Here is a 24000-nt window from a genome sequence, read left to right as displayed (position 1 = left end):
CGGTTGCTATTCTTTTGTGTAACTGGCGGGCACTTTAAATGGAACAGATACGGGTGTATCAAATTCAATCTTGTCTTTGAAGTCCATCGCTACTTTGAGAATGTTCTTCTCTTCTATGTAAATGCGGCGCTGAGTGGGAAACTTACGGCCCTGTATGGTTTTGTACTCTCCATAAGTTAGCTCGCAGCTGCGGGCAGCCGTACCCGTACTATCGCGGTCGGTAACCTTGCTCTGCTGCAATCCGAAATCATCTGCAAATACGTTAAACAAACTCACCACTTCGGGATGCTGACAGCTAAAAGAAACTACCGAAGGTGTTTTAATGATATTGGTGATAGAGTCGTTGAAGTAAATGGCGTTCCCGATAATCAGGTCCTGCAGGGTAGCAAAATCAAATGGGATGTTAAGTGTTTCTTTAGCATTGGCAATATCGCGCAACAATACTGTTTTGTCTTTCCTGTTCACGAGTTTCAGACTGTCTTTGGTAATCACCGCCCTTACCACATCGTCCAGTATTAACACCGAGCAGGATATCCATATCACGCTGTCTTTGATCATGCGGATGTTTACACGGATGTTATTGAATGATGTGCCTTTGTCGTTGGCGTAATCTACCTTCAGCTTGGCCTCAAAGGTTTTGAAGTCGATGTGATTAGCCTTTACTTTCGAGGCAATGTCGAGGGCCAGCGCTCTGTCTGCCCCGGCAGTTAACGCTGAAGAATCTCTTTTAACCATCCCTGTAGTATCAGAGGGAAAATTAGCGCGGGTTATCTTTTTAGCAGATCCGCAGGATAATAGCGCCAGTGTAATGGCGGCTATGGTGAATTGTAATAGTGCTGTTCTTCTCATGATTAATTAGTTCGCTTGCCACCGGGTATAAGCTTATTGCTGCGAAGCGGCGCCCGGCTGAATATATCTTTTCTCTGCAATCTTCCTGGCCAGGCTAACAGACGATGCGCCTTTTTCCTTAGCCTGCTGCCAGTATTGCACTGCTTTGTCTTCTTCTTTTAAATTATAGAGGATATCGCCATAATGCTCCAGTACATCCGGGTCCTGCTGGGCCTGCGGGTACTGTAACGCTTTTTCTATCCATTGGCGTGCCAGTTCGTACCTGCCCATCCTGAATAATATCCAGGCGTAGGTGTCGAGGTACACCGGGTTATCCGGCCGCAATTCCAGTGAGTAGCGCGACATCTGCTCGGCTTTGTCCAGGCGCTCGCCGCGCATAGACAAATAATAACTATAGTTGTTCAGTACAATATCATCTTTGGGCCGCAGGGCTAACGAATTATCGTAACTGCTATCCGAAAGGCGGTGTTGACCAGTTGCGTGATATACATCTCCGAGTAACGCATATACGTCTGCTTTATAACGAGGCTCGCTGGCACCTACCTGTAACGACTTGCTCAATGATCGTACCGCAACATCGTAGTGCTGCATAAAGTAGTTAGCCATTCCATTAAAGTAATAACCCATAAACTCCTGCGGAAAACGTTTGGTAACGGCTTCGCTAACACGTAACAATGAATCTACCTGGTCGTTTCGCGAGTAAAGCCACATTAGCTGGTACCACACAGTAAAACGGGTGGAGTCGAGGCTTACCGCTTTCCGGTAATTATGTAGGGCACTGTCTGTAAAGTCGGCCTGCGAAAACATATCGCCACGTAACGCGTAAGCCTTTGCCTCTTCGGGGTGCGCCCCGATTACCAGCGCGCTTAGTGCAAGACCTTCTTCCAGTTTAGTACTGTCTAACCGCTGCATTTGCAGGTAAGGATATACGAAAGCTACCTTCTCATCAATACTGTAATCAGGGTTGGCAAAAGCGCGGGTCAGGTACTTCCAGTAGTCAGCCATGTTGCCTCCTTTTTTGGCGTAGTTCGCAATGGCGATCAGCGCTCTTGGATGGTCAGGATCTTTCTGCAGAATAGTATCGTACATGGCTTTAGCCTGTGGTATCATATCGTTGGCGTCGTACAGTTCTGCCAACAGCAGGTAGTAGCGGGGCTCAGACGGGTCCTGATCTACCAGTTTATGTATTTCAGTGGCAGCTTCGTCTACCCGGTTCAGCTTAATCAGTTGTTTCTGCACCTGGTACACCACTTCCTCCATCGGCCCTATTTTCTGTTCCAGCTTTTGGAATACTTTCAGTGCTTCAGAGGGTTTGTTTGCACGGCCAAGGAACATGCCCTGGTTAAAACTGTAATCATCGTTTTCGGGGTAACGCCTGGCCAGCCTGCCGTATACATGCGCCGCGCTATCGAACATTTCGTTTACCGCATACGCCTCTGCTAACCCCATCTGGTACCATTTATTGGCACTGTCAAGTGCAACCGAACGGCGGGCAAATCCGAGTGCATAAGGAGCATTACGTACTTCCATAAACAGGCGGCCCAGTTCATAATAAACAGCGGCATTGTTCCAGTCGAGGCGCAGGTAGTCGGAGTATTGAGTAATAGCAGTACGGTAATCGCCCAGCATTTTAGATCGTTGAGCGGCATAGAAAAAACTGTCTGCCCGTTGCTTTAGCACGGCAGGGTCTTTTATAGCAGCTCTGGCACTGCTTTGTACAGGCTTGCCTGTTTTACAGGCAGCTGTCCAGAGCGCACCACAGATCAATATAACGCCAAGGATTACACGCATTATTACGATTTTCCGGTATGTCCAAATCCGCCCACGCCGCGTTCCGTATCGGTCAATACGGCTACTTCAGCCAGTTTAACCTGTACAAAAGGCGCTATTACCATTTGGGCAATACGGTCGCCATGTTGTATAGTTTGCGGCTCATTAGACAAATTAATTATAATTATTTTGATCTCTCCCCTGTAATCAGCATCTATCGTGCCGGGAGTGTTCAGCAGGGTGAGGCCCTGTTTAATGGCCAGGCCACTGCGCGGGCGTACCTGCGCTTCGAAGCCTGAAGGCAGTTCCATGTATAAACCGGTGGGCACCAGGGTGCGTTCCAGCGGCTGCAGGGTAATAGCCGTTTCCAGGTTTGCGCGAAGGTCCATACCTGCCGCGTCTACAGTAGCATAAGCGGGCAATGGGTTTGCCGACTTATTAATCATTTTAACTAAAATATCTGCCATTTAACAAAGGTATATAGAAACAATATCAATTGTGATGAACTCATTTTCATTGCATACTGCTATCGAAGACTGGTTTGTTTTTCCAGCAGCACGGTGGCATAAGCTACCACACCTTCTTCTCTGCCAACAAACCCCAGTTTTTCGGTGGTGGTGGCTTTAATCGAAACTTCCTCTACGGTGAGGCCCAGCAGCTTTGCGATCACTTCCTGCATCTGCGGCACGTAGGGTTTAATCTTTGGCGCCTGCAGGCAAAGGCTGGCATCGAGGTTCACTACGCTAAAGCCTTTCTGCGCAATCAGCTCCATACTGCGCGCCAGTAATATTTTGCTATCTATGTTTTTATAAGTCTGGTCGGTATCCGGAAAGTGTACGCCGATATCACCCAGGGCAGCGGCGCCCAGCATAGCATCGCAAATAGCATGAAGCAATACATCTGCATCACTATGACCTAATGCTCCCTTGGAATGAGGCACCAGTACGCCTCCTAACCAAAAATCCCTTTCTTCTACCAATTGGTGGAAATCTATACCAAAGCCTATTCTTAAATTACTCATCCTTAAAATATCTTATTGTAGTTTATTCACACAGGTTGCTAAGTTAGGGTTTATCGGCCTGAGTTCCAGACCTTAAACGTTAAAACCCCGTTTAAAATGAAATGTCCCCCGCAGCCTCGCCACAGGGGACATATCCTGATATCTTCAGTTAAAAACTATTCGCTGCGGTCAAGATCGAAAGTAAGGGTAAAGCGCAGGGTGTTCGACAATGGGTTTTTCTGAATACCAGAGCCGGAAGGCACGAGGTAAGAGAAGTTAAGACCGAAGATGTCGTATTTGATACCCAGGCCCGCCGTAAAGTATTTACGGTTACCTTTTGTTTTATGTTCGCTGTAGTAACCTGCCCTTACCGCGAACTGGTCGTTGTACCAGTACTCAGCACCTGCCGAATACATCAACTCATGTAATTCTTCTTTAAAAGGAGCATCGCCGAATGAGCTGAAAATGCCAGCCAGGGCACCTTTATCGGGATAAGTACCTGTAGCGGTATCCGGAGTGGGCACCAGCAGTTTGTTGATGTCCAGCGCAAGTGATATTTTATTGTACTCATCGATACCAAAGGTATAAGCACCACCTAAACCGAGGTTAGTGGGCAAAAAGTCTTTCTTATCCGCAGCGCGGGTGTAAGAAATCCTGTTGCCAATATTGGTGATCGCGAAACCAAGGCTAAGGGTGTTGTTGGCAGAACCGTCATCCTTTTCGTATTCTTTAGTATAATAACCGGAAAGGTCGGCAGCTACAGCGCGGCCGGGCTTAATAGCCTGACCATCAAGGTTACCTGAGGCCAGGTTAGAGTTGATAAAACGTAAAGCCACGCCCATGCCGAAATTATCGCTCAACTTACGGGCATAACCAGCGTCGATGGCAAACTCCCTCGGACGGTAAGTTCCATTGTCGGCACCGGCAATATCGGTAAACTGGATCGTACCTAAGGAGAAATAACGAAGCGATCCGCTTACGGCAGAAAACTCGTCAATTTTAGTATAACCACTCAGTGTAGCCAGAAACACATCGTTCACCAGCTCTTTCAGCCAGGGAGTGTAGGTTACTGATACAGCTGCATTTTTTGAGGCGAAAGGCACTTTTGAAAGGTTCCAGAACATCGAGTTGGCGTCTGGTGATATGGCAATACCCACGTCACCCATCGCACCACTTCTAGCATCGGGGGAAATGCGCAAAAAGGGAACAGCGGTATTAATTGCATTCATCCTTCCATCCAGCTGTGCAACAGAATCAACCTGGGCAAAAGCTTTTTGGGTAAGGGACAGTGAAAGAATACATGCTACAGCCGTTATTATCCTTCGATACATTGCAATATTTGATTTAATGTGAGTTTATCAGATGTAAAATTAATGTCTTTTTTTTACTATACAAACGGTGGAATGCTCGGTCGACTACATTATTATATCAGTTTCACCTGGTTTACAGTATGTAATTTATAATAATATGAGCTTTCCACCAAACTTTTTTGATTTGCCCTGTCTGTTATCTATAGTTAGCTCGTACAAATATATTCCATGGGGTACCTTCACTCCCGAGTCGGCTCTACCGTTCCAAATGACGCCATCATAACGGCTTCCTGAACCATTTATTGTATGTCGCAGGGTTCGTACCAGCTGGCCCTGAAGACTAAAAATCCGCACAACTACATCAAGGTCAGCATTTTGCTGGTTATGAGAAAAAAAGAACTTTGTTTCATCTTTAAAGGGATTCGGATAGTTGCCCACCTTTTCAACTGCCAGTTCCCCTTTTCCTTTTACCCTGAACCGGATGGTAATAGTGGTCGAATTATTATGGGTATCCCAGGCCCTGATGGTTAAGGTGTGCGCTCCTTCGGCCAACCCCTCTACCGGGAAACTGATATTCCCCTCCCTGTAATCACCCGAAAGGGCCTCAAAAAAGTCGTTGAGTACATAATACCGGGTACTATCGTCCAGTACCGCTATAATATCATGTCCAATTCCCCGTCCGGTAGTATTAATACCGTTTTCGTCGGACAGATTAACAAGCAGTACCGCATTTTCACCGGTAATCCCACCTTCTTTAAAGCTATAATCATTGATCCAGGCTTTTAGTGCCGGCCCCTGCTGATCGTTGGCTACCTGGGCGGTACCTCCTACAGAAAAAGAGTTGTAGTGCCCTGCCCCGTCTGTTTGCTCGTTATAAGTATAGTAGCTAATTCTGCCATTTCCAGGCTTAAAATCTATATCCTTAGGCACCACAAAGGTAAAACTAAACCTGCCATTTAAGACATGTGCCCGCCCTTTAAATAAAATATTATGTTCCAGCGCAAATCCGGCTACCCTGCTACCCGGATCATTGGCCCTTGTAATTAATGACTCTGGCTTATCATACACCGTTACTTCCAGCTCACCACTATAGTTCGGCATCAACTGCCCCTGCGTATTGACAACACTGCCGCTAAAGGTATATTTACCAAGAGCTTTCACCGTATCTGTATTACTTACGGGCTGCCCGTTCAGTGAATCGGTACGCACCTGCAGCGCCGGAAAGGCAAGCGTAAGAGCGGGATCGCCGAGCAACTGGAATTTCCGGTTATTGACCACATCGCTGAAACTGCTGTAGGTGAAGTTTTTAGATAACATAGCGGCCTGGCCCAGACTGGGCATTTTACCATCGCTACCGGGTGTAAAGGCCAGCCGGAAGTAGTTGGCGTTCATTACCAGGTTGGAGTAAGCGAAAACGGCCCTGGTAGTGGTCATCAACGCAATGGCCCCACCCCGTTCGCGCAATATCATTTTTTCGCCCAGCGAGGTAAACGCAGGATTATCAAAAGGAGCAAAGTCACAGGTGGCGGTAATCATCAGTGGCAGGCGCGATGCATTGTTCCAGTTGCTGGCGGAGTTCTCGTCCAGGAAAACTTCCTCACCCAGCCGGGAAAAGCTGCCATGACCGGTGTAATTCCATACCAGGGTACCTTTGTACATGCCAGAATTAATAGCGGTATTTACTTCCGGGTAACGGCTGCCACCAGCGGAAGAAACCTGCGGGTAAGCGTCGGCGTATATTTTAGATACCGAGAAGCGGGGCTCTTCCTGGGTAATAATCCCACTTACTTTCTCGGCGTCTTCCAGGTGCAGGTTATCATCTTCATCGTCGGCCACAAAGGTCATGCGGTTACGCCAGGCCCCAAAGGAGGCAGAACTGTGATAACCGATGATCTTGTCGACCATAATCGTGGCTTCCGACAGTGTTCTGGCGGGCAGGCGGCCTATCGCCACATCTAAAAGACTAATGGGCGACATGCTGTTCACATCGTCCTGATCGTCGAGCAAACCGAAAAAATCGTCGGAGGTGTAAGAGGTTATCTGGTCGGCGGAGGCGTCGCTTTCCCAGGCGGGCACCAGGTTGGTGTTATTGGGCACCCGGTCTTTATAGTCATAGGAAGCATCGCCGAACAGTAATAAATACTTAGGCGCAGGCCCCTTATCGTACAGCATTTTCATAAAATCGCGCAGGGCGGATGGGTCTTGCTGACCGGAAGAGAACTCATTATAAATAACCGCTGGGGTTACTACCAGGGAACTTAGCCCATCGTGCTGCCGGTGATAGGCGGCCAGGCGTTGAGCCTGTGCAGCCAGCAACGGAGCAGTAATAATAACCATGTCGGTCGCGGCAACCCCGTGTAAATCCTGGTTGGCCACCGTACCGGCAAACTTCGGCGCCGGTACATTGGCGGGATTAAAGGCTACGTATTCTTTTAAGTTACCGGCATCCCTGCTGAAACGGACCGTATCGGCAGTAAAAGTTGTTCTTACCTCTATAGGAGCAAGTTCCCCGGATACATCCCAAACCTGCACCTGGGCATTGCCGCCCGCAATTTTGTACTCCACCACATTACCAGCACCTACAGCCTGCCGGTCGCGGAACAACAAAACGCCCTGCGCCGGATATGCCAGGCGCGCACGGGCATGCAGTTCTACAAAATCTATCCAGCCCGAAGCTCCGCCTGCAGGTATAAATTGCAGGGTTACGGAAGCCGCCTGCTGCGTACCACTAACCGGTAATAAGGCATTTACAGAAGTTACCTGCCTGTCAAACACGTTACCACTAACCGGGTCGGGGTAAAGCGCCTGCACCAGCGCCTGGTTAAACATCACATCGAACCGGCTGCTGCCCACACTTTTGGCGGCTACGGCCACCCGCAGGTTCGTATTGGTAACGCCGCCCGGAGGCAGGTCGAAGTTCAGCGTGTGGCTGAGACTCTTACCCGGCTGACTGCTCATTTCCTCATCGAGCCAGCGTTTGCCACTGGCTAACACATTCACTTTATCGTTTTCTATAAAGGCCCGGTAATCGAAGCTGGTAACTGTACGATTGGCGGCGGGCGAACTGTTATCCGCCACTACCCGTTTGCCATTGCCACCGATATTTAAAAAATAGTACGCACTGTCGGCATACAAATGTTGCTGATGCTGAAAATGTTGCGTGGCAGGCAGCCATTGATGGGGGCCGGGCGTATAAAATAAAATGTAATCATTTCCGTTAAGTATACCGTCACCCCCGTCATTAATATAGACAGCGTTTTCGGGAATATCGTCGTAGCGGGGACTGGCATTATCTTCCGGTAGCATGGCACCGTTGTTGCCGTACAGCCGGATGGAGGTGGAAGAAAGATTTAACGTATTAATTCCCATACTATTAAGCAGGGAAATGTCTATCTTGTACACGCCCGGATCTTTAACGGCCAGCTTATACCAGTTGCCGGTGGCAAGTACGGAATGAGTGGCATACACCCTTTGTGCGAAGGTTTTAACGCCTGAGCAAAGAAGGAAAAGAAGGAAAAGGGAGATGCGGGATGTCATAGCGGCCAGCCGGTTTAACACAAACCTACTGCATGCAGGGGAGATTCCAAACCCCGCAATGTGGAAAATAAGTGCAAAACGTGGCAAAATTGAAAACTAAAATCCTGATATTTAATCCGTAGGCATGACCTAAAAGGCATGCATTTACAGATTAATTATTTTTGATATGAAATAAAAAATCTTACATTTGCGTTTACCTATAGAAATATCTTATAAAAAGCTGAATTACATGCGTAGATTAACCTCCTTATCACTACTAGTTGGCGCCGGGATTATCCTCGGCGGAGCCACTGCCTGTAACAAAGAAGGCGGCGGCGGCCTGTTTGGGAAAAAGAAACAATCTTCTTCTGCAACAGGTTGGGCTTACAACGATAAAAAGAGCGGCGGCTTTACAGTGGCCAAAAACGTCGACCAAAAGCAAGGTCCGGGTCTTGTGTTCGTTCAGGGCGGTACATTCGCCATGGGTGCTACCGAGCAGGACGTAATGATGGAGTGGAACAACATTCCGCGCAGGATCACAGTTTCGTCTTTCTATATCGACGAAACGGAAGTTTCCAACGTACACTACCGCGAGTACCTTTACTGGCTTACCCGCATGTACAACGAGTCGTTCCCCGACGTGGTGCGTAATGCCCTGCCGGATACACTGGTTTGGCGTAGCGAGTTGGCTTACAACGAGCCGCTGGTGGAATACTACTTCCGTCACCCCGCTTATAACGACTATCCGGTGGTAGGCGTAACCTGGAAACAGGCTACCGACTACGCTAAATGGCGTTCTAACCGTGTAAACGAAAAATTACTGATGGATGCCGGCCTGCTTTCCAAAGCCGACATTACCAACCAGGCAGACGATAATACTTTCGATACGAAGTCTTACATGGCCGGCCTGTACGAAGGTACACCGGGCAAAATGTCCAAGTCTACCAAAGGCCAGTTCCAGAACGCAGACGGTACGCCTCGTGGCGCTCAGTTCGAAGATGGTATCATGCTGCCGAACTACCGCCTGCCAACTGAGGCAGAATGGGAGTACGCTGCATTAGGTTATATTGGTCAGAACCCCAGCCCTTCTAAAAAAGAAGGTAACAGAGGTGAGGAGTTGATCATGAACAAACAGATCTACTCATGGGGCACCAACAACAGCGGTCTTCGTGACATCCGCCGTGGTAAATGGCAAGGTGAGTTCCTGGCCAACTTCAAACGCGGTTCAGGTGATAACATGGGTATGGCGGGCGGCCTTAATGACCGTGCATCCATCCCTGCTGCTGTAACTACTTTCTTCCCGAATACTTTTGGTATCTATAACATGTCGGGCAACGTTAGCGAATGGGTACAGGACGTTTACCGTCCGCTTACCGCTATCGACGGCGATGACTTCAACTATTTCCGTGGTAACAAATTCCAGACGGTGTTCATGAACTCCGATAAAGAACTGGAAAAAGACAGCCTCGGGCAGTTGAAAATGCGTGATGTAACTGACGAAGAAAGCGCCAGCCGCCTCAACTACCAGAAAGGTGACGTAATCAACTACCTCGATGGTGACTCACTCTCCCTGGTGGAATACGGCTACGGCATCACTTCCCTGGTTAACGACAAATCGCGTGTAATCAAAGGTGGTAGCTGGAACGACCGCGCTTACTGGCTGTCCCCAGGCACACGCCGCTTCATGCAGGAAGACATGGCTACCAATACTGTAGGTTTCCGTTGCGCAATGGACCGTGTAGGTAGCCCTGAAGGTAACAAATTCAAAACCGGTCAGATCTTCCGCAAACAGCGTCAGAAAAGATAATTCAGCTTAAACTACGCTATATTAAAAGGGCTGTATCCTCGGGATACGGCCCTTTTTCTTTTGTTAACCAGCGAAAGAATAACTATTAAGCCCCCGTTGTGTCACTCCCTTCAGCGGCAACAATTCTACTCATCACCTCTTTCGTTCGGTATATACAACACCCCACTACACCATCGACAGCTTTTTCGTCGGATATCTCTTGCCACATCCAACGCCGATAACAGGCACACCCTTTAGCGATCTTACAGAGATGTCCCGTATATGTCCCGTATATAAGCCGTATATGACCCGCATATGAGTCGTATCTTAAAAGAGACGGTTTATCTACGGGTTATGTACAGGTTTAATATGGGAAAGTGTATAAGGATCGATAAAGGACCTGACTAGTATCAGGGAAGTAGGGAGGGAGCAAGGTGGAAGTACGGTGAAGCGGAGGGTGAGCGGACAGTGAGCGGAGGGTGAGCGGACGGTGAGCGGAGGGTGAGCGGACGGTTAAACACTTTTAAGGCACGCGGGTGTGATTGCGACAGATATAATTCCAGCGCTATAGATTTGCAACTGGGCGATGTATACACCGTTTGGATTTAATAGAAAGGTTGCCCGGTGTAGTTACTGCCGCTGAAGGGAGTGACACAACGGCGGCTCAATAGCGTTCCCACCGCTGGCTCAATAAATAAAAAGGCGCCCATACCAGGCGCCTCCTGCGGTTATTTCCAGATCTCTAAAATCTCGTCCGTATGTCGCTTCGATTGCGGCTTGCGAATGATCTTATCGATGATCCCATTTTCGTTAATGAGGAAAGTAGTGCGGTGGATGCCGTCGTATACGCGGCCCATGAACTTCTTTTCGCCCCATACACCGTACTGCTCCAGGATGCTGCGGTCTTCGTCGGCCAGCAGGGTATAAGGTAACTGGTTTTTGTTAATGAACTTCTGGTGGCTCTTTTCACCATCAGCACTCACGCCCACTACCTCGTACCCCTTTCCGGTTAAATCGCTGTAGTTGTCGCGGAGGTTGCAGGCCTGAACGGTGCAGGTAGCAGTGCTGTCCTTCGGATAAAAAAACAGGATCACCTTTTTGCCCTTATAATCTTTTAATGACACCAATTTTCCGTTCTGATCGCGGCCCTGGAATACAGGCGCCTTATCTCCCTCTTTCAAATGAAACATCTTCCCTTCTTATCGTTTAAAGTTAATGGTATAGCTGGCCTCGTTGCCCGCAATATCTATCACCGTAAGCACCAGTGTATGGTTGCCCGGCAGGCAGTGTTCGTCGAAAGTATAAGTAATCACATTACTCTTCCTCGACATCATCAGCCACTTACCGTCCAGGTCGGCACGGTAAGATTTAATACCGCTGGCATCGCTCATGGAAAAGGCTATTTTGCCTAATTTGCCCATGTTCATACCGTTTTTCAACGCACCCAGCGGTGTGATTTTCGGTTTTATGGTATCTACCGCGAGGTAGAAGTCGCCGAAATCGCGGAAAGCGCCTTTATACCAGCCGTCTTCGAAGGTGGCAGCCGCTACGCTGTTGCCTAAACCATTACGAACGATCACCATTTTGGTTTGCAGATGCGCGGGTACCTGTTTAGTTGGCTTAATGCGCACGTTAAAACTGCTGTGAATTGGTATCAGCGCATTGTGCAGCCTGTAGGTATTTGAGTAGGCACTGGCGCTTGTGGCACCCAGCTCTGAATACCGGAAACATATTTTATCGTAAATGCTACCCTCATCCAGGAAAAACTCTACCTGGTTGTTCTCGAATATATTGCGCGAATCGGGGAACATGGTATTAGCGCAGGCGGCAGTTGCCGGCGACGCATTCTCCTGCTGCAAGGAGAACGTAACCTGGGAGGTGTTCCCATAGGCATCCTTCACCTCCAGCTTCAGCGGGTGCACCTTGCCATCAGAAAGATCTACAAGGCCGTTATCGCCCTCGAAATCGTGGTAAATGCCCAACGCGTTACCGGGCAGCGAGAACAGCAACTGCACAAAAGGGCCACCGCCTTTCTTCATCTTATAATCCACATGCGCATTCAGGTAACGGGTTTCCTCGTACCCGATGTTGTCCAGTTGAAAACCGGTTAACGGCACATTGTTATCGTACAACACCGTCTGGAAAATACCGTTCGGGTTATCGGAATTACTTTGCCTGTCCAGCGCGCTGATAGCAATACCGGCTTTATCGGTATTCACTTTTATTAATGGTTTGGCCGCTACGTACTGACCGGTTTTACTACGCGTAACGGCCAGCATTACGGGCGTTTGCTCGTACAGGCTGCGGTTACGGTCGTAAATAGCAATGCGCTGTATTTCGGGCGCGCGGGTATCGGGTACCGGAAAGCCGAACAGCAGGCCGTTCAGGGGTTTCTCGGTTTTAGTATCGCGTATTTCGAAGTGCAGGTGCGGACCGGCAGACCCGCCGGTATTGCCGCTCCAGGCTATGAAGTCGCCTTTCTTTACCGGGAACAGGTGTGCCGGTATTACCATATCGGCCGCCCAGCTTTGCTGCTCATACTGCTTTTGCTTTACGTACTGCTCCAGCGCAGGGTAAAAACGGTTCAGGTGGGCGTATACCGTGGTATAACCGTTCGGGTGCGTTATATACACCACGTTACCAAAACCAGTATGCGAAATTCCGATACGGCTCACATATCCTTCCGCAGCTGCATGTACCGCCAGGTTCTCCCGCTGCTGGGTTTTAATATCCAGCCCGGAGTGAAAGTGGTTGGGACGTAATTCACCGAAGTTGCCTGCCAGTACGATAGGCACTTCCAACGGATTACGGAAGTATCCTTTGGGATAGTTTTTTACGGGAATGTCCTGTGCTATAGATAAAGCCGGAGCTAAAAGAAAAAGGCCAATTAATTTCTTCATCCAGCAAATGTAAGGATAAAGAAAAAACCGGCCCAGTTCTTATAAGTGCTTTCTGATATCGGTCAGTAATTCCACGAAACGCATATCGCTCCTGATCTCAGGTTTCCACGCAAGCCCCATCTGGCAAAGGTCGTACTCCTTTACAATCGTGGCGCCGGGTTTACCTTCTTCTGCCCCCAACACCCACACCATGTCTGAAATGGCCGCGGCATTCTCTATATCATGGCTCACGATAATCAGCGTATTATGCTCGCTAAGGGTCGATATCTTCAGCAGCAACTCCATCACGCGGTCGATCATCAGCACATCAAGACCAGAAAAGGGCTCATCGAGCAATATGAACTTGTTACCGGTAAGCACCTGCTGGATAATGCTGGCGCGCTGGCGCTGGCCGCCGCTCAACTGTGCAGGATACTTTTTAAGATGTTCGCTCAGTTCGAACGTGGCGGCATATTCGGCTATCGTGCTTTTGGTTTCTGCCTCACTCAGATTTAACTGTGCGCTGTCCAGCCCGATCTTTAAATTCTGGTAAATAGTACGGTGGTTAAACAGGATATAGTTCTGCGGCACAATACCTACTTCACCGGGTTTCACCACATGCTGATCTTCATCAATCCTTACCTCTCCTGCACCTGGCCTCAGCAAACCGGAAAGTATGCGGAACAACTGGGTTTTACCAATACCGCTGCGGCCGATAAGCGATACCACCTGGCCCTGGTTTATACCGTGCCGGCGAATGTCCTGTATGCGGAAGTTCACATCGCGCAACACCACCTTTTCGCCATACTGCAGCTGGATGTTTTCCGCACTTAATAATACTTCGTGTTTTGAATATGTGTTCATCGTCTTACGGTTAATTTGGTGTAAGGGAATAACCAGTGGCGAACGGTACCCAGCAGGTAATCGAATAAAATACCGAGTATAAATATGATCACCAGCGTACCAAACACCACATCCAGCTGTACATACTTGTTGGCTTTAATCAGCATAACGCCCAATCCGCCTTCGCTCATACTCAAACCTTCTACAGAGGTGATCATCAGCCAGGCAATGGCAAAGTTCTGCCGCATTACTTCAAACACCTGGTCTAACCGCCCTACAATTACCACTTCCCACAAAGCCTTCCAGCTGTTCATGCGTAGCGTGGTACATAACTCGAATTCCTGCGCATGAATGTTATCGATCACCGATAACAAAGAGGTCACGAAAAACGGTACAATGCCAAATATGAGCAGGCTTAGTTTAAGCTGATGGCCATTTTGGGTTAACAACGTAAACAGGAAAATAAGACCTGTTAAGGTGAGGTAACGACACTTGATCACAAACTTTGCCAGTGGCTGAAAAAACGGGACAATAGACAAGTAACTGATGACCAGTGCAATAAGGATACTGATGCCCATACCTTTAATGGTGAGCGTTAAACTGGCAAACAGGTTATCCGGAAAATCCGGTCGCTGTACAATATCGCCCAATGCCGCCAGCACTTTGGCCGGGGTAGGAATAAGACCGCCGCCGCTCAATTGCCAGGCTACCAGTGCCAGCAGTACTTCTATCACTATCAGCAGTGTAAGCGTTCGCTTATTTAACAGCCGCAGTGGTTCGAATATATGTTTGAGTGTTTGCATTGTTGTGTTTTAAAAGCATGCCGTGCAAATGCACGGCATGCATGGGATAAATAGAACTAGTTACCTAAAACGATCTGCACACGGCGGTTCCTTGCGCGACCTTCGGTACTGTTGTTATCTGCGATGGGTTTAGTAGCGCCATAACCTTTGGCTTCTACTCGTTCGGATGAAAGGCCTTTGCCCAGGAGGTAATTTTTTACCGATGCGGCTCGCTGTTCAGACAGCTCAGTGTTTGACTGGTCGTTACCCACATTGTCGGTGTGACCATATACGCCCAGCTTCAAACCTTCGGCCACTACGGCACTTTTCAGAATCTCTTCCAACACCGGGTAAGAGTTTTTTTTGATTTGCGCGCTACCGGTTTCAAACTGTATCTCGTACGATTTAGACGATACCTCTTTCGTGATCTCACTCGCGTATTCCTGTTTGATCGTACTACCTTCCAGCAATTCGGGGTGGTTGGATACTACAGACGCGATAAAGGATTTATCTACCACCTTATTATACACCGGGTACGAGGGCACCAGTTCAGGATACATCTTTACCAGGATATCGCCGAAGGTGTTGTACACGATCTTGTAACGGTCAATACCATCTTTACCTAAACCGAACATATTAGCGGCATCGGCCAGGTTGTAGGCCATAGATCCACCGAGGCTTACATTCATACCCTGTGCATCTTTTTCTTCTACGCCGTTGTAGTATTTAAGCCAGTAAGCAGCATCCTGTTCGGCATATACTTTTGCAGATACTTCGGCAGCAAAAGCTTTCGCTTCACTAAACGAGCGCACCTGGTCGCCTGCCTGCGATAAAGCCATGATCAGGTTCTCCATATCGGTACGGTGATCGTAGGCGAATTTCTTGATGGTGATGGTAATGTTCGGCATCTGGGAGCTATACTCTCTGGTAGATGCAATGTTTACCAGTCCGCCACGCTTCTGCGCCACATTAACGTCGCCGGGCGTCCAGGTAGACACGGCGTCTACGCCTACAGTGGTATCCTTACTGATCTTTTTACCATCTACTACCAGCTTACGCGACTCTTTGTAATCGGCAATGTATTTATTGGCCGCGTCGAGGAAGTCGTTAGCTGCGATAAGGTTGATCGCATTGCGGTCGTAAGTGGTTTCATCCGGGTTTACGCGCAGGCCGTTATCGCCCGCCCATTTTACCAGTATGTTCATATCACCGTCGCGCAGTACGCAGGCCACTGTTTTACCGATCGCATTTTTAGGATCACGTTTCCAGTCCACAGGGCCCATCAGTTTATCTTCACCATAACTTTTACCCATGGTATAAAATGCAATAGGCTGATAATCGGGGCCGAGTGGCTCCAGTTCTTTTGCCAGTGCGGCGAAGAACATAGGCATACCGTCGCCCATGAAAGAGGCGAATACGCCAGGCGTGTTCGGGTTCGCTTTATACTCCTGTGCGAACTTCACCATATCGGCTATCGACTTGTTACAATCGTCCTGCCTGATGATTTCGAGCTGCAACTGCGCTTTGTCGAGCAGGGAGCCTTTAGTGGTTTTAGCGCCACCGTTCGCATACATCAGCGGGAACTGTGAGTTCCACGCCATAATACGCCATTCGATTTTTGTACCGCCGTTCAATGCTTCGTCAGCCGAAGGCAGTGATAACATTACGGCATCTTTACTTAACGATGCTTCAGGCGCGTCGGGCAGTTTTACCTGTCCGATTTCGGCGGCGGCTTTGGCCTGCTGAGGGCGTTTATCCCACCAGAATACTTTTGCGGCGTATATAGCGCCCAATACGATGATGATACCTAAAATTTTACCGCCGGGTTTAACTTTAACAGACATTGTGTGTAGTTTTTAGTGTTAGTGATAAGTGTGTTATTAGCTTAATAAATCATTGTAATTGTCTTTGGCCACGGTACCTGGCAAACGATCAGTTTTAGAAGGTTCCCATGGCTGTGTGTTCAGTTTAAATTCCTTGTCGGGATCAAACGATTCCAGCATTTGCAGGCCTTGCAATTCGTACGTAGCATTGTCCAGGTCGATAGAGCGCATAAAGTCGTTCGAGTAATTGATCGCCTTCTTCATGCTCGACAATTTTGTAGCGATGTCCTCCTTCAAAAACTCCATGGACTGTTCCACCATCAGTTTCTTTTCAGGATCGCCTTTAAATATTTTGAGTGCGGAACTGAGTGCCCTGTTGCCCGAGGTAACGGATTTGTACAGGTCTTTTTTTAGTTCCAGTTCATTTCGGGCATCTTCAATCAGGTAAGCACTGTTTTTGTGTACCTTGGTGAGATAGTCGCCAATGCGGGCCAGGTTATCGCGTATCGGCGTAAGCTGCATGATGTATTCTTTCAGGCGCGCTATCTGCCTGGTGGCATTACCCAGTTCGGGCAGCATGTTATTGTTCTGCGCCGCTTTAGCGCGACCGATCAGGTGCCCCATTTCCCGTTCCTTATCCGCGATCTTCAGGTCTATCTTTTCCTTTTGCGCGTCTACATCAATCGACTGTTTATAAAGCTTTTCACGCTGTTCTTCCATATCGCCGATATAATCCTCCGCGATCAGGAAAGGGTCGAGTTCTATGACTACACCTATCAGCTTTTTCATCAGCCATTCATAGAAGTAGAATAAACTCAGGCGCAGTTTGCGGTGCGTAACAGCGTACAGGAATATACCTAAGCACACCAGTGCAATACCGAAGTTGAGCGTGTTCCATACCACCTTTGTAAGTATGGGCACTACATAATAACCAGCCAGTACAAGTAGTCCCAGGCCGATGACCAAACCGAACTTACCACCGGGCCTGTTCCAGTAAGACTTCAGCTTCTGGCCGGGTTCTGCGGGAAAGAATTGTGTTTCCATGTTAGAGTGATGTTTGAATTTTTTGAATGTCAGTAAGAATTTTATTGATCATTGCCTCACTCGCCACCTGGTAACCCTGGCGGTTTACAGCTATCTTCCTTTCATGCTCCGTTACTTCCGTTTTTAAAGCGCCTGCCTTAGTTTGTGCTGCAGTAATTTCCTGGGTCAGTTTCTGGATCAGCTCCGCATTATCGGCTATCAGCTTTTCCATATCCTCCAGTTGTTGCCTGCGACCTTCAATTTCGTGCGATGCTTTGTCGTTAGCCGCCTTATCGAATTCGTTGCGGTCCTGCTCTACAATCAGTTTGTATTGCGCGGCAGATTCCATCAACTTATCCTTTGTAAGGCCCTGTACGCTGAGTGTGGCATACACTACGGAGAGGCGTGCCTTTTCATCCGGCAGGTGCGCTTCCAGCGTTTCCATCATCTTCCAGAACTCGAAGTAGTCGGGCCCTGGCAGGTTACTGCGCTCGAAGAGCTGCGAAAAGTGCTGTTCAAATTTGTCGAGGTCCGCATCAGTCATAGCGGCGGCTATCTCTTTTGCATGAGCAGCAGGGAATTTTGCAGGAGTATTACTACTGCTGTTTTGTACGGGCGCACTTTCCCCATCGGGCTCAAATTCCACGAAGAGCCCTAGCGCCTTTTTTAAAAGGTTTGCCATTGTTTTTAGTATAAAATGGTGATCAGAAGAGGTATGAACACAGCTATCGCACGTGCACTTGCGCAGCATAGGCATACCATGTGATGAAGACGCATACGAACGTCTGGAAAGCATGTACAGAATAGCAGTACGCAAAACGCTTGCGCAGCATTCAAAAGCTTACCGGGAGCTGGGTTTCTATATTACCAATCGGGAAGGTTGTACAAATATTCCGTAATGCTTTACAGAAGTATTCATATCGTTGAGTGAAGTTGTTGTCTACATTTTCTGTTATCAGATTGACGATGTAAAAGTATAACAAATTTGATATCTGCAAAATTCCGGAGGCGCATCGTGGGTGCAGTGTTTTTGAATATTTAATAGGTTTTGGGGGCTGGCTTTAACATTTCTTTAAACAAAATGCCTCTGCAATTTATGGCGTATACCTGCAGGCATTCCGGATTAAAGGAAAACTATATTTTAAAACTTTACTACTTTAGCTATCCAATTAAGCACAGCATGTCTATAACGGTAACAAATCTTTCTAAGGTGTATGGCGAGCAGCAGGCCGTAAAAGACGTATCCTTCCAGTTAAATAAAGGTGAGATCGTAGGGTTTCTTGGGCCTAATGGCGCGGGAAAGAGTACTACCATGAAGATGATCACCGGCTTTTTGCCACCCACCGCAGGTAAGGCAGTGGTTTGCGGCTTCGATGTTGCTACCAGCCCTATGGAAGTGCGTAAACGCGTAGGTTACCTGGCCGAAGCCAACCCGCTATACCACGACATGTTCGTACGTGAGTTCCTGGAGTTTATTGCCGGTGTACATGGGTTAGGCGCCCAAACTGCCGGCCGCATCGATGAAATGATAGCCCGCACCGGGCTAACCCCTGAACGCAGAAAGAAGATAGGTGCCCTGTCTAAAGGCTACAAACAGCGCGTAGGCCTGGCCCAGGCGCTGCTGCATAACCCGGAAGTACTCATCCTCGATGAGCCCACCTCCGGCCTTGACCCTAACCAACTGGCAGAAATACGCCAGTTGATAAAAGAGGTGGGGCAGGATAAAACCGTGATGCTGAGTACCCACATCATGCAGGAAGTGGAAGCGATGTGTAGCCGCGTAATCATTATTAATAAAGGAAATATTATAGCCGACGACTCCATTTCCGCCTTACAGCAGATGGGGAGTGGTTTTGTACAGGTTAGCTTCGGCGAAACCGCCACCCGGGAGGAGCTGGAAGCCATTGCTGGGGTAAGCAGGGCTGTGGACAGGGACAACAATACCTGGCAGCTTTATTCCGACGATCTGGAGACCGTACGGAAAAGCCTATTACAATTTGCTTTGATAAGTAACAGGAACATCCTTTCTTTGCATAGCAATTCGCAGTCACTGGAGGATATTTTCAGGGAAAAAACCCAAAAGTGATAGAATTTATTTAACAAAATGAGGAAAAACAGAAAAACCTTTCAATAATTCATCATTATGAGCATCATTGCAGAAATTCATGCCAGGCAGATACTTGACAGCCGCGGCAATCCTACTGTAGAAGTAGACGTTACTACAGAAGACGGACATTTCGGACGTGCAGCTGTACCATCAGGTGCATCTACCGGTAAACACGAAGCCGTTGAACTGCGTGACAACGACAAATCCGTTTACGTTGGAAAAGGCGTATTACAGGCTGTTAAGAACGTGAACGAGATCATCGCTCCTGAGCTGGAAGGCTGGGACGTAACCGACCAGGCCGGTATTGATAAACTGCTGATCGAGCTGGACGGCACCGAAAACAAAGCTAAACTGGGCGCTAACGCTACCCTGGCAGTGAGCATGGCTGTTGCCAAAGCCGCTGCAGAAGTGGCCAACCTGCCTCTTTACCGTTACCTCGGTGGCGTAAACGGCAACACCCTGCCTTTACCCCTGATGAACATCGTTAACGGTGGCGCTCACGCTGATAACAAAATCGACTTCCAGGAGTTTATGATCATCCCTGTTGGTGCATCATCTTTCTCTGAAGGTCTGCGTTGGGGCGTGGAAATCTTCCACACACTGAAATCTGTTCTGAAAAAGAAAGGTTATAGCACTAACGTTGGCGACGAAGGCGGTTTCGCTCCTGATATCCAGAGCAACGAAGAAGCTATCGAAACTGTACTGCAGGCTATCGAAGCAGCTGGTTACAAACCAGGTACTCAGATCGGCATCGCTCTGGACGCAGCTTCCAGCGAAATGTACGATGAGAAAACCAACAGCTACAAATTCTACAAAAGCTCTGGTAAAGTTATCTCCAGCGATGAGATGGTAGCTTATTGGGCTGAGTGGTGCAAAAAATACCCTATCGTTTCTATTGAAGACGGTATGGCTGAAGACGACTGGGCTGGTTGGAAAAAACTGACCGAAGCAGTTGGCGCTAATGTACAGCTGGTAGGTGACGATCTGTTCGTTACTAACGTAAAACGCCTGAAACAAGGTATCGACCAGAACATTGCTAACAGCATCCTCGTAAAAGTAAACCAGATCGGAACTGTTACTGAAACCATCGATGCAGTAAACATGGCCCACAAAGCTGGTTTTACTTCCATCATGAGCCACCGTTCAGGCGAAACTGAAGATACAACCATCGCCGACCTGGCGGTAGCCCTGAACTGCGGTCAGATCAAAACCGGTTCGGCTTCCCGTACAGACAGGATGGCGAAATATAACCAACTGCTCCGCATCGAGGAACAACTTGGTAACACGGCCATTTATCCGAATAATTCCGTTAAATTTGGTAAGAAATAACCAACTATAACGTTATTTAGTGGTCAACATGTCATTAAATTAGCCGGGAGCCCTTCAACAGGCTCCCGGTTTTTAAATCCTCCAGTATGTTCAAAGCACCATTTAAAGTACCAGCACTTGTCCGAAATAAGTATTTCGTTACAACGGCCGCCTTTATCATATGGCTCGCTTTCCTGGACCGGAACAACATGATCTCCCAATACCAACTGTCGGCCGAAGTAAACAAAATGGAAGCCCAGAAGGACTTTTACCTCGAAAACAACAAGGCTACCCGTAAAGAAAGCCAGGAACTATTGTCCAGCATGGAAAAACTGGAGAAATTCGCCCGTGAGAAGTATAAAATGAAAAAGGAAAACGAAGATGTTTTCCTGATTATCCCCGAAAAACCAAAGGAAGAGTAAGCTTATATCCTCATAATCAATCACTTCCATTCATCCTTCTTATCCGCCGCCAGCCGCTGCCATCCGTCCTTTTATCTTGTATTTCCCACTTTTTTGACTTAATTTGACAATACGTTAGTGTCAATCCGCGTTATCTAGAGGTTAACTATTTTGTTATAAACACCATTTGACCAAATAAACTGTATTTGCATGAGTAATTCTACACTACCTCTCTTTATAACTTCACACGCTACAAAAGAAGATAAAAAAACAAGGCATATGGATGAGTTAAAGATGCAACGTGAAGAGAAAGCATTGATCGCTTTTACTGCTGAAGTATTGAAAACTATACAGTACTCACCGCGTAACAGCACACTAGACGCCATCTTCGAATACGCAAAGAAGAAATAGGCGTTCCCGTTAAAGTATACAGTAACTATTATTACAAGTTCCGTCCTTTCCGGGCCTGTCCGCAGTATGCGCATTTCGCATTATATTTACGGCATGACCAAAAAAGAACGTTTCGCGTATGTAATCAGCTATTTCGAGCAACATGCTCCCAATGCTGAAACAGAACTCATATACGATAATCCGTACCAACTACTCGTAGCTGTCATACTATCAGCACAGTGTACGGATAAACGTGTGAACCTTACCACCCCTGCCATATTTGAGCAGTACCCCGATGTACACGCGCTCAGCAAAGCCACGTTCGACGATCTGTTCCCACTTATCAGAAGCATTTCTTATCCTAATAATAAAACAAAACACCTCATTGGAATGGCCAATATGGTGGTAGATGACTTTGCCGGTGAAATTCCCTCATCCGTTCCCGAACTGGTGAAGCTACCGGGAGTTGGCCGCAAAACGGCGAACGTTATTACCTCTGTTGTTCATCATCAACCTAACATGGCTGTTGATACGCACGTGTTTCGTGTATCCGCAAGGTTAGGGCTCACCACAAATGCCACCACACCGTTGCAAACAGAGATGCAGCTGTTGAAATATATACCGAAAGAAAAAGTACATGTAGCACATCACTGGTTAATTCTGCACGGGCGTTACATCTGCCTGGCGCGCAGCCCCAAGTGCGAGGAGTGCGGGTTACGGCCTGTCTGTAAATATTACCAGGGACTGATCCGCGGAAACCAGCCGAGTCTCCCGAAGTACTAAACGGGGAATTTAAAACGTCTATCCACTATTTAGGATTTTCGAACAGAATTTCCTTATCTTTTGCCGCTAAAGTTTTTATACAAGTAATAAAGTCTAAATATCGTTATGAAGTCAAGCACACGTTTGCAACTGTCCGTTATGATGTTCCTGGAGTTTTTCATCTGGGGAGCATGGTTCGTAACACTGGGCACATTCCTGGGAAAAAACCTTGCCGCTAACGGCATCGAAAGCGCTAATGTATTTTCCACACAGTCATGGGGCGCCATTATCGCTCCTTTTATTATCGGTTTGATTGCCGATAAATATTTTAATGCAGAAAGAATATTAGGTGTACTGCACCTGCTGGGTGCCGGTTTAATGTACATGATGTATACCTCCGAAACAGTGAGCGTATTCTATCCCTACGTGTTTGCTTATATGGTAGCCTTTATGCCTACCCTCGCACTCGTAAACTCTGTATCGTTCCGCCAGATGACCAATCCCGAGAAAGAGTTTTCGACTATCCGTGTTTGGGGCACCGTTGGCTGGATATTAGCAGGCCTTACTATCAGCTATGTATTCCACTGGGATTCTCCGGCGAATACAGAAGCTGGTTTGCTGAAAAACACATTCGCCATGGCAGGTGTTGCCTCTTTGCTGCTGGGCCTTTACAGCTTCACGCTGCCTAAAACACCTCCGGTGAAAAATAAAGATCAGAAAGAAGGTCTGGCCAGCATGCTGGGTCTCGACGCTATTGGCCTGCTCGCCAACAGAAACTTCCTGATCTTCTTCATCGCTTCTATTCTCATTTGTATTCCACTGGCTTTCTACTACCAGAATGCACACCCTTTCCTGGAGAACTCCGGACTGGAAAACCCAACTGGTAAAATGGCGATCGGGCAAATTTCAGAAGCCTTGTTTATCCTGGCACTGCCACTGTTCTTCAATAAATTCGGCTTTAAAAAAACCATCATGGTAGGTATGCTGGCATGGGCGGTAAGGTATACCCTGTTTGCTTATGGCAATGCAGGCGACCTGTCCTTCATGCTCATTATCGGTATCGCGCTTCATGGCATCTGTTACGACTTCTTCTTCGTATCGGGCCAGATTTACACTGATGCGCAGGCAGGCGAAAAATACAAGAGCGCTGCACAGGGCCTTGTTACCCTGGCTACGTATGGTGTAGGTATGTTGATCGGTTTCTATGTGGCCGGTCTTATTTCCGAGCATTACAGAACTGCTACCGGCGAGCCAAACTGGCAGATGATTTGGCTGATACCTGCTGGTATTGCCCTGGTTGTTTGGGTACTGTTTATGGCTACCTTTAAAGACAGTAAAAAAGTAACAATGACAGCATAATCAGCGCTGTTTTAAATATTACTCCGCAGTCAATTACCTATGTCACTGGTTTTTAACTGCGGAGTTTTTTATTTTCGTTCTTCACCACGTCA

Annotated in this window: 20 protein-coding genes; 7 read left to right on the top strand and 13 right to left on the bottom strand. The window is 47.8% G+C overall.

Features of this window, described 5'->3' with window-relative positions:
- Positions 1-6 precede the first annotated feature (6 nt).
- The 6 genes from QZT80_RS23000 to porU all read right to left on the bottom strand — a co-directional run bounded on the left by QZT80_RS23000 (position 7) and on the right by porU (position 8466).
- A complete protein-coding gene (locus tag QZT80_RS23000; RefSeq protein WP_295127874.1) occupies positions 7-849 on the bottom strand; it encodes a DUF4292 domain-containing protein in 843 nt (280 codons plus the stop codon).
- 33 nt (positions 850-882) lie between these two features.
- Complete coding sequence (locus QZT80_RS22995) at positions 883-2640, bottom strand: tetratricopeptide repeat protein (RefSeq protein WP_295127871.1); 1758 nt, start codon at positions 2638-2640, stop codon at positions 883-885.
- Positions 2641-2642: 2 nt separating this feature from the next.
- On the bottom strand, positions 2643-3086 hold the full coding sequence (gene dut / locus QZT80_RS22990; protein ID WP_295127868.1) for a dUTP diphosphatase: 444 nt from the start codon (positions 3084-3086) through the stop codon (positions 2643-2645).
- 59 nt (positions 3087-3145) lie between these two features.
- Positions 3146-3640 (bottom strand): 2-C-methyl-D-erythritol 2,4-cyclodiphosphate synthase, encoded by a 495-nt coding sequence (ispF, locus tag QZT80_RS22985; RefSeq protein ID WP_295127866.1) that lies wholly within the window; start codon positions 3638-3640, stop codon positions 3146-3148.
- Between the two features lie 155 nt (positions 3641-3795).
- Positions 3796-4950: a type IX secretion system outer membrane channel protein PorV gene (gene porV, locus QZT80_RS22980; RefSeq protein ID WP_295127863.1), complete on the bottom strand. Its 1155-nt coding sequence runs from the start codon at positions 4948-4950 to the stop codon at positions 3796-3798.
- Between the two features lie 126 nt (positions 4951-5076).
- Positions 5077-8466: a type IX secretion system sortase PorU gene (gene porU / locus QZT80_RS22975; protein ID WP_295127861.1), complete on the bottom strand. Its 3390-nt coding sequence runs from the start codon at positions 8464-8466 to the stop codon at positions 5077-5079.
- Between the two features lie 229 nt (positions 8467-8695).
- Here porU and QZT80_RS22970 point away from each other — a divergent pair, with 229 nt between their 5' ends.
- Positions 8696-10252: an SUMF1/EgtB/PvdO family nonheme iron enzyme gene (locus tag QZT80_RS22970; RefSeq protein WP_295127858.1), complete on the top strand. Its 1557-nt coding sequence runs from the start codon at positions 8696-8698 to the stop codon at positions 10250-10252.
- A gap of 707 nt (positions 10253-10959) precedes the next feature.
- Here QZT80_RS22970 and bcp read toward each other — a convergent pair.
- From bcp to QZT80_RS22935, 7 genes are read right to left on the bottom strand one after another with little or no spacing between them, the layout of a single operon-like run.
- Positions 10960-11421 carry a thioredoxin-dependent thiol peroxidase gene (gene bcp / locus QZT80_RS22965; protein ID WP_295127855.1) on the bottom strand — a complete coding sequence of 154 codons (462 nt, stop codon included), beginning with the start codon at positions 11419-11421 and terminating at the stop codon, positions 10960-10962.
- Positions 11422-11430: 9 nt separating this feature from the next.
- On the bottom strand, positions 11431-13131 hold the full coding sequence (locus QZT80_RS22960) for a M23 family metallopeptidase (RefSeq protein ID WP_295127852.1): 1701 nt from the start codon (positions 13129-13131) through the stop codon (positions 11431-11433).
- A 39-nt stretch (positions 13132-13170) separates the two neighbouring features.
- Entirely contained in the window at positions 13171-13974 is an 804-nt protein-coding gene (locus QZT80_RS22955) for an ABC transporter ATP-binding protein (protein WP_295127850.1), read from the bottom strand.
- On the bottom strand, positions 13971-14756 hold the full coding sequence (locus QZT80_RS22950; protein ID WP_295127847.1) for an ABC transporter permease: 786 nt from the start codon (positions 14754-14756) through the stop codon (positions 13971-13973). The genes QZT80_RS22955 and QZT80_RS22950 overlap by 4 nt, the downstream gene beginning before the upstream one ends.
- Positions 14757-14812: 56 nt before the next feature.
- A complete protein-coding gene (locus QZT80_RS22945) occupies positions 14813-16579 on the bottom strand; it encodes an OmpA family protein (protein ID WP_295127844.1) in 1767 nt (588 codons plus the stop codon).
- A 36-nt stretch (positions 16580-16615) separates the two neighbouring features.
- Complete coding sequence (locus tag QZT80_RS22940) at positions 16616-17602, bottom strand: hypothetical protein (RefSeq protein ID WP_295127840.1); 987 nt, start codon at positions 17600-17602, stop codon at positions 16616-16618.
- A gap of 1 nt (position 17603) precedes the next feature.
- Positions 17604-18263 carry a hypothetical protein gene (locus QZT80_RS22935; RefSeq protein ID WP_295127837.1) on the bottom strand — a complete coding sequence of 220 codons (660 nt, stop codon included), beginning with the start codon at positions 18261-18263 and terminating at the stop codon, positions 17604-17606.
- Between the two features lie 498 nt (positions 18264-18761).
- Here QZT80_RS22935 and gldA point away from each other — a divergent pair, with 498 nt between their 5' ends.
- The 6 genes from gldA to QZT80_RS22905 all read left to right on the top strand — a co-directional run bounded on the left by gldA (position 18762) and on the right by QZT80_RS22905 (position 23908).
- Positions 18762-19667 (top strand): gliding motility-associated ABC transporter ATP-binding subunit GldA, encoded by a 906-nt coding sequence (gene gldA / locus QZT80_RS22930; RefSeq protein WP_295127835.1) that lies wholly within the window; start codon positions 18762-18764, stop codon positions 19665-19667.
- A gap of 57 nt (positions 19668-19724) precedes the next feature.
- Positions 19725-21017 carry a phosphopyruvate hydratase gene (gene eno / locus QZT80_RS22925; protein ID WP_295127833.1) on the top strand — a complete coding sequence of 431 codons (1293 nt, stop codon included), beginning with the start codon at positions 19725-19727 and terminating at the stop codon, positions 21015-21017.
- An 86-nt stretch (positions 21018-21103) separates the two neighbouring features.
- Positions 21104-21418, top strand: a complete 315-nt coding sequence (locus QZT80_RS22920) for a septum formation initiator family protein (RefSeq protein WP_295127830.1) — start codon at positions 21104-21106, stop codon at positions 21416-21418.
- A 258-nt stretch (positions 21419-21676) separates the two neighbouring features.
- Positions 21677-21808, top strand: a complete 132-nt coding sequence (locus tag QZT80_RS22915) for a hypothetical protein (protein WP_295127827.1) — start codon at positions 21677-21679, stop codon at positions 21806-21808.
- A 93-nt stretch (positions 21809-21901) separates the two neighbouring features.
- On the top strand, positions 21902-22570 hold the full coding sequence (gene nth, locus QZT80_RS22910) for an endonuclease III (RefSeq protein WP_295127824.1): 669 nt from the start codon (positions 21902-21904) through the stop codon (positions 22568-22570).
- 105 nt (positions 22571-22675) lie between these two features.
- Complete coding sequence (locus QZT80_RS22905) at positions 22676-23908, top strand: nucleoside permease (RefSeq protein WP_295127821.1); 1233 nt, start codon at positions 22676-22678, stop codon at positions 23906-23908.
- Positions 23909-24000: the final 92 nt, after the last annotated feature.

Source organism: uncultured Chitinophaga sp. (assembly GCF_902168175.1).
In the GTDB taxonomy this organism is placed as follows: domain Bacteria; phylum Bacteroidota; class Bacteroidia; order Chitinophagales; family Chitinophagaceae; genus Chitinophaga.
Note: the sequence above shows the minus strand (reverse complement) of the source record. Positions and strands in the feature narration are given on the sequence as shown.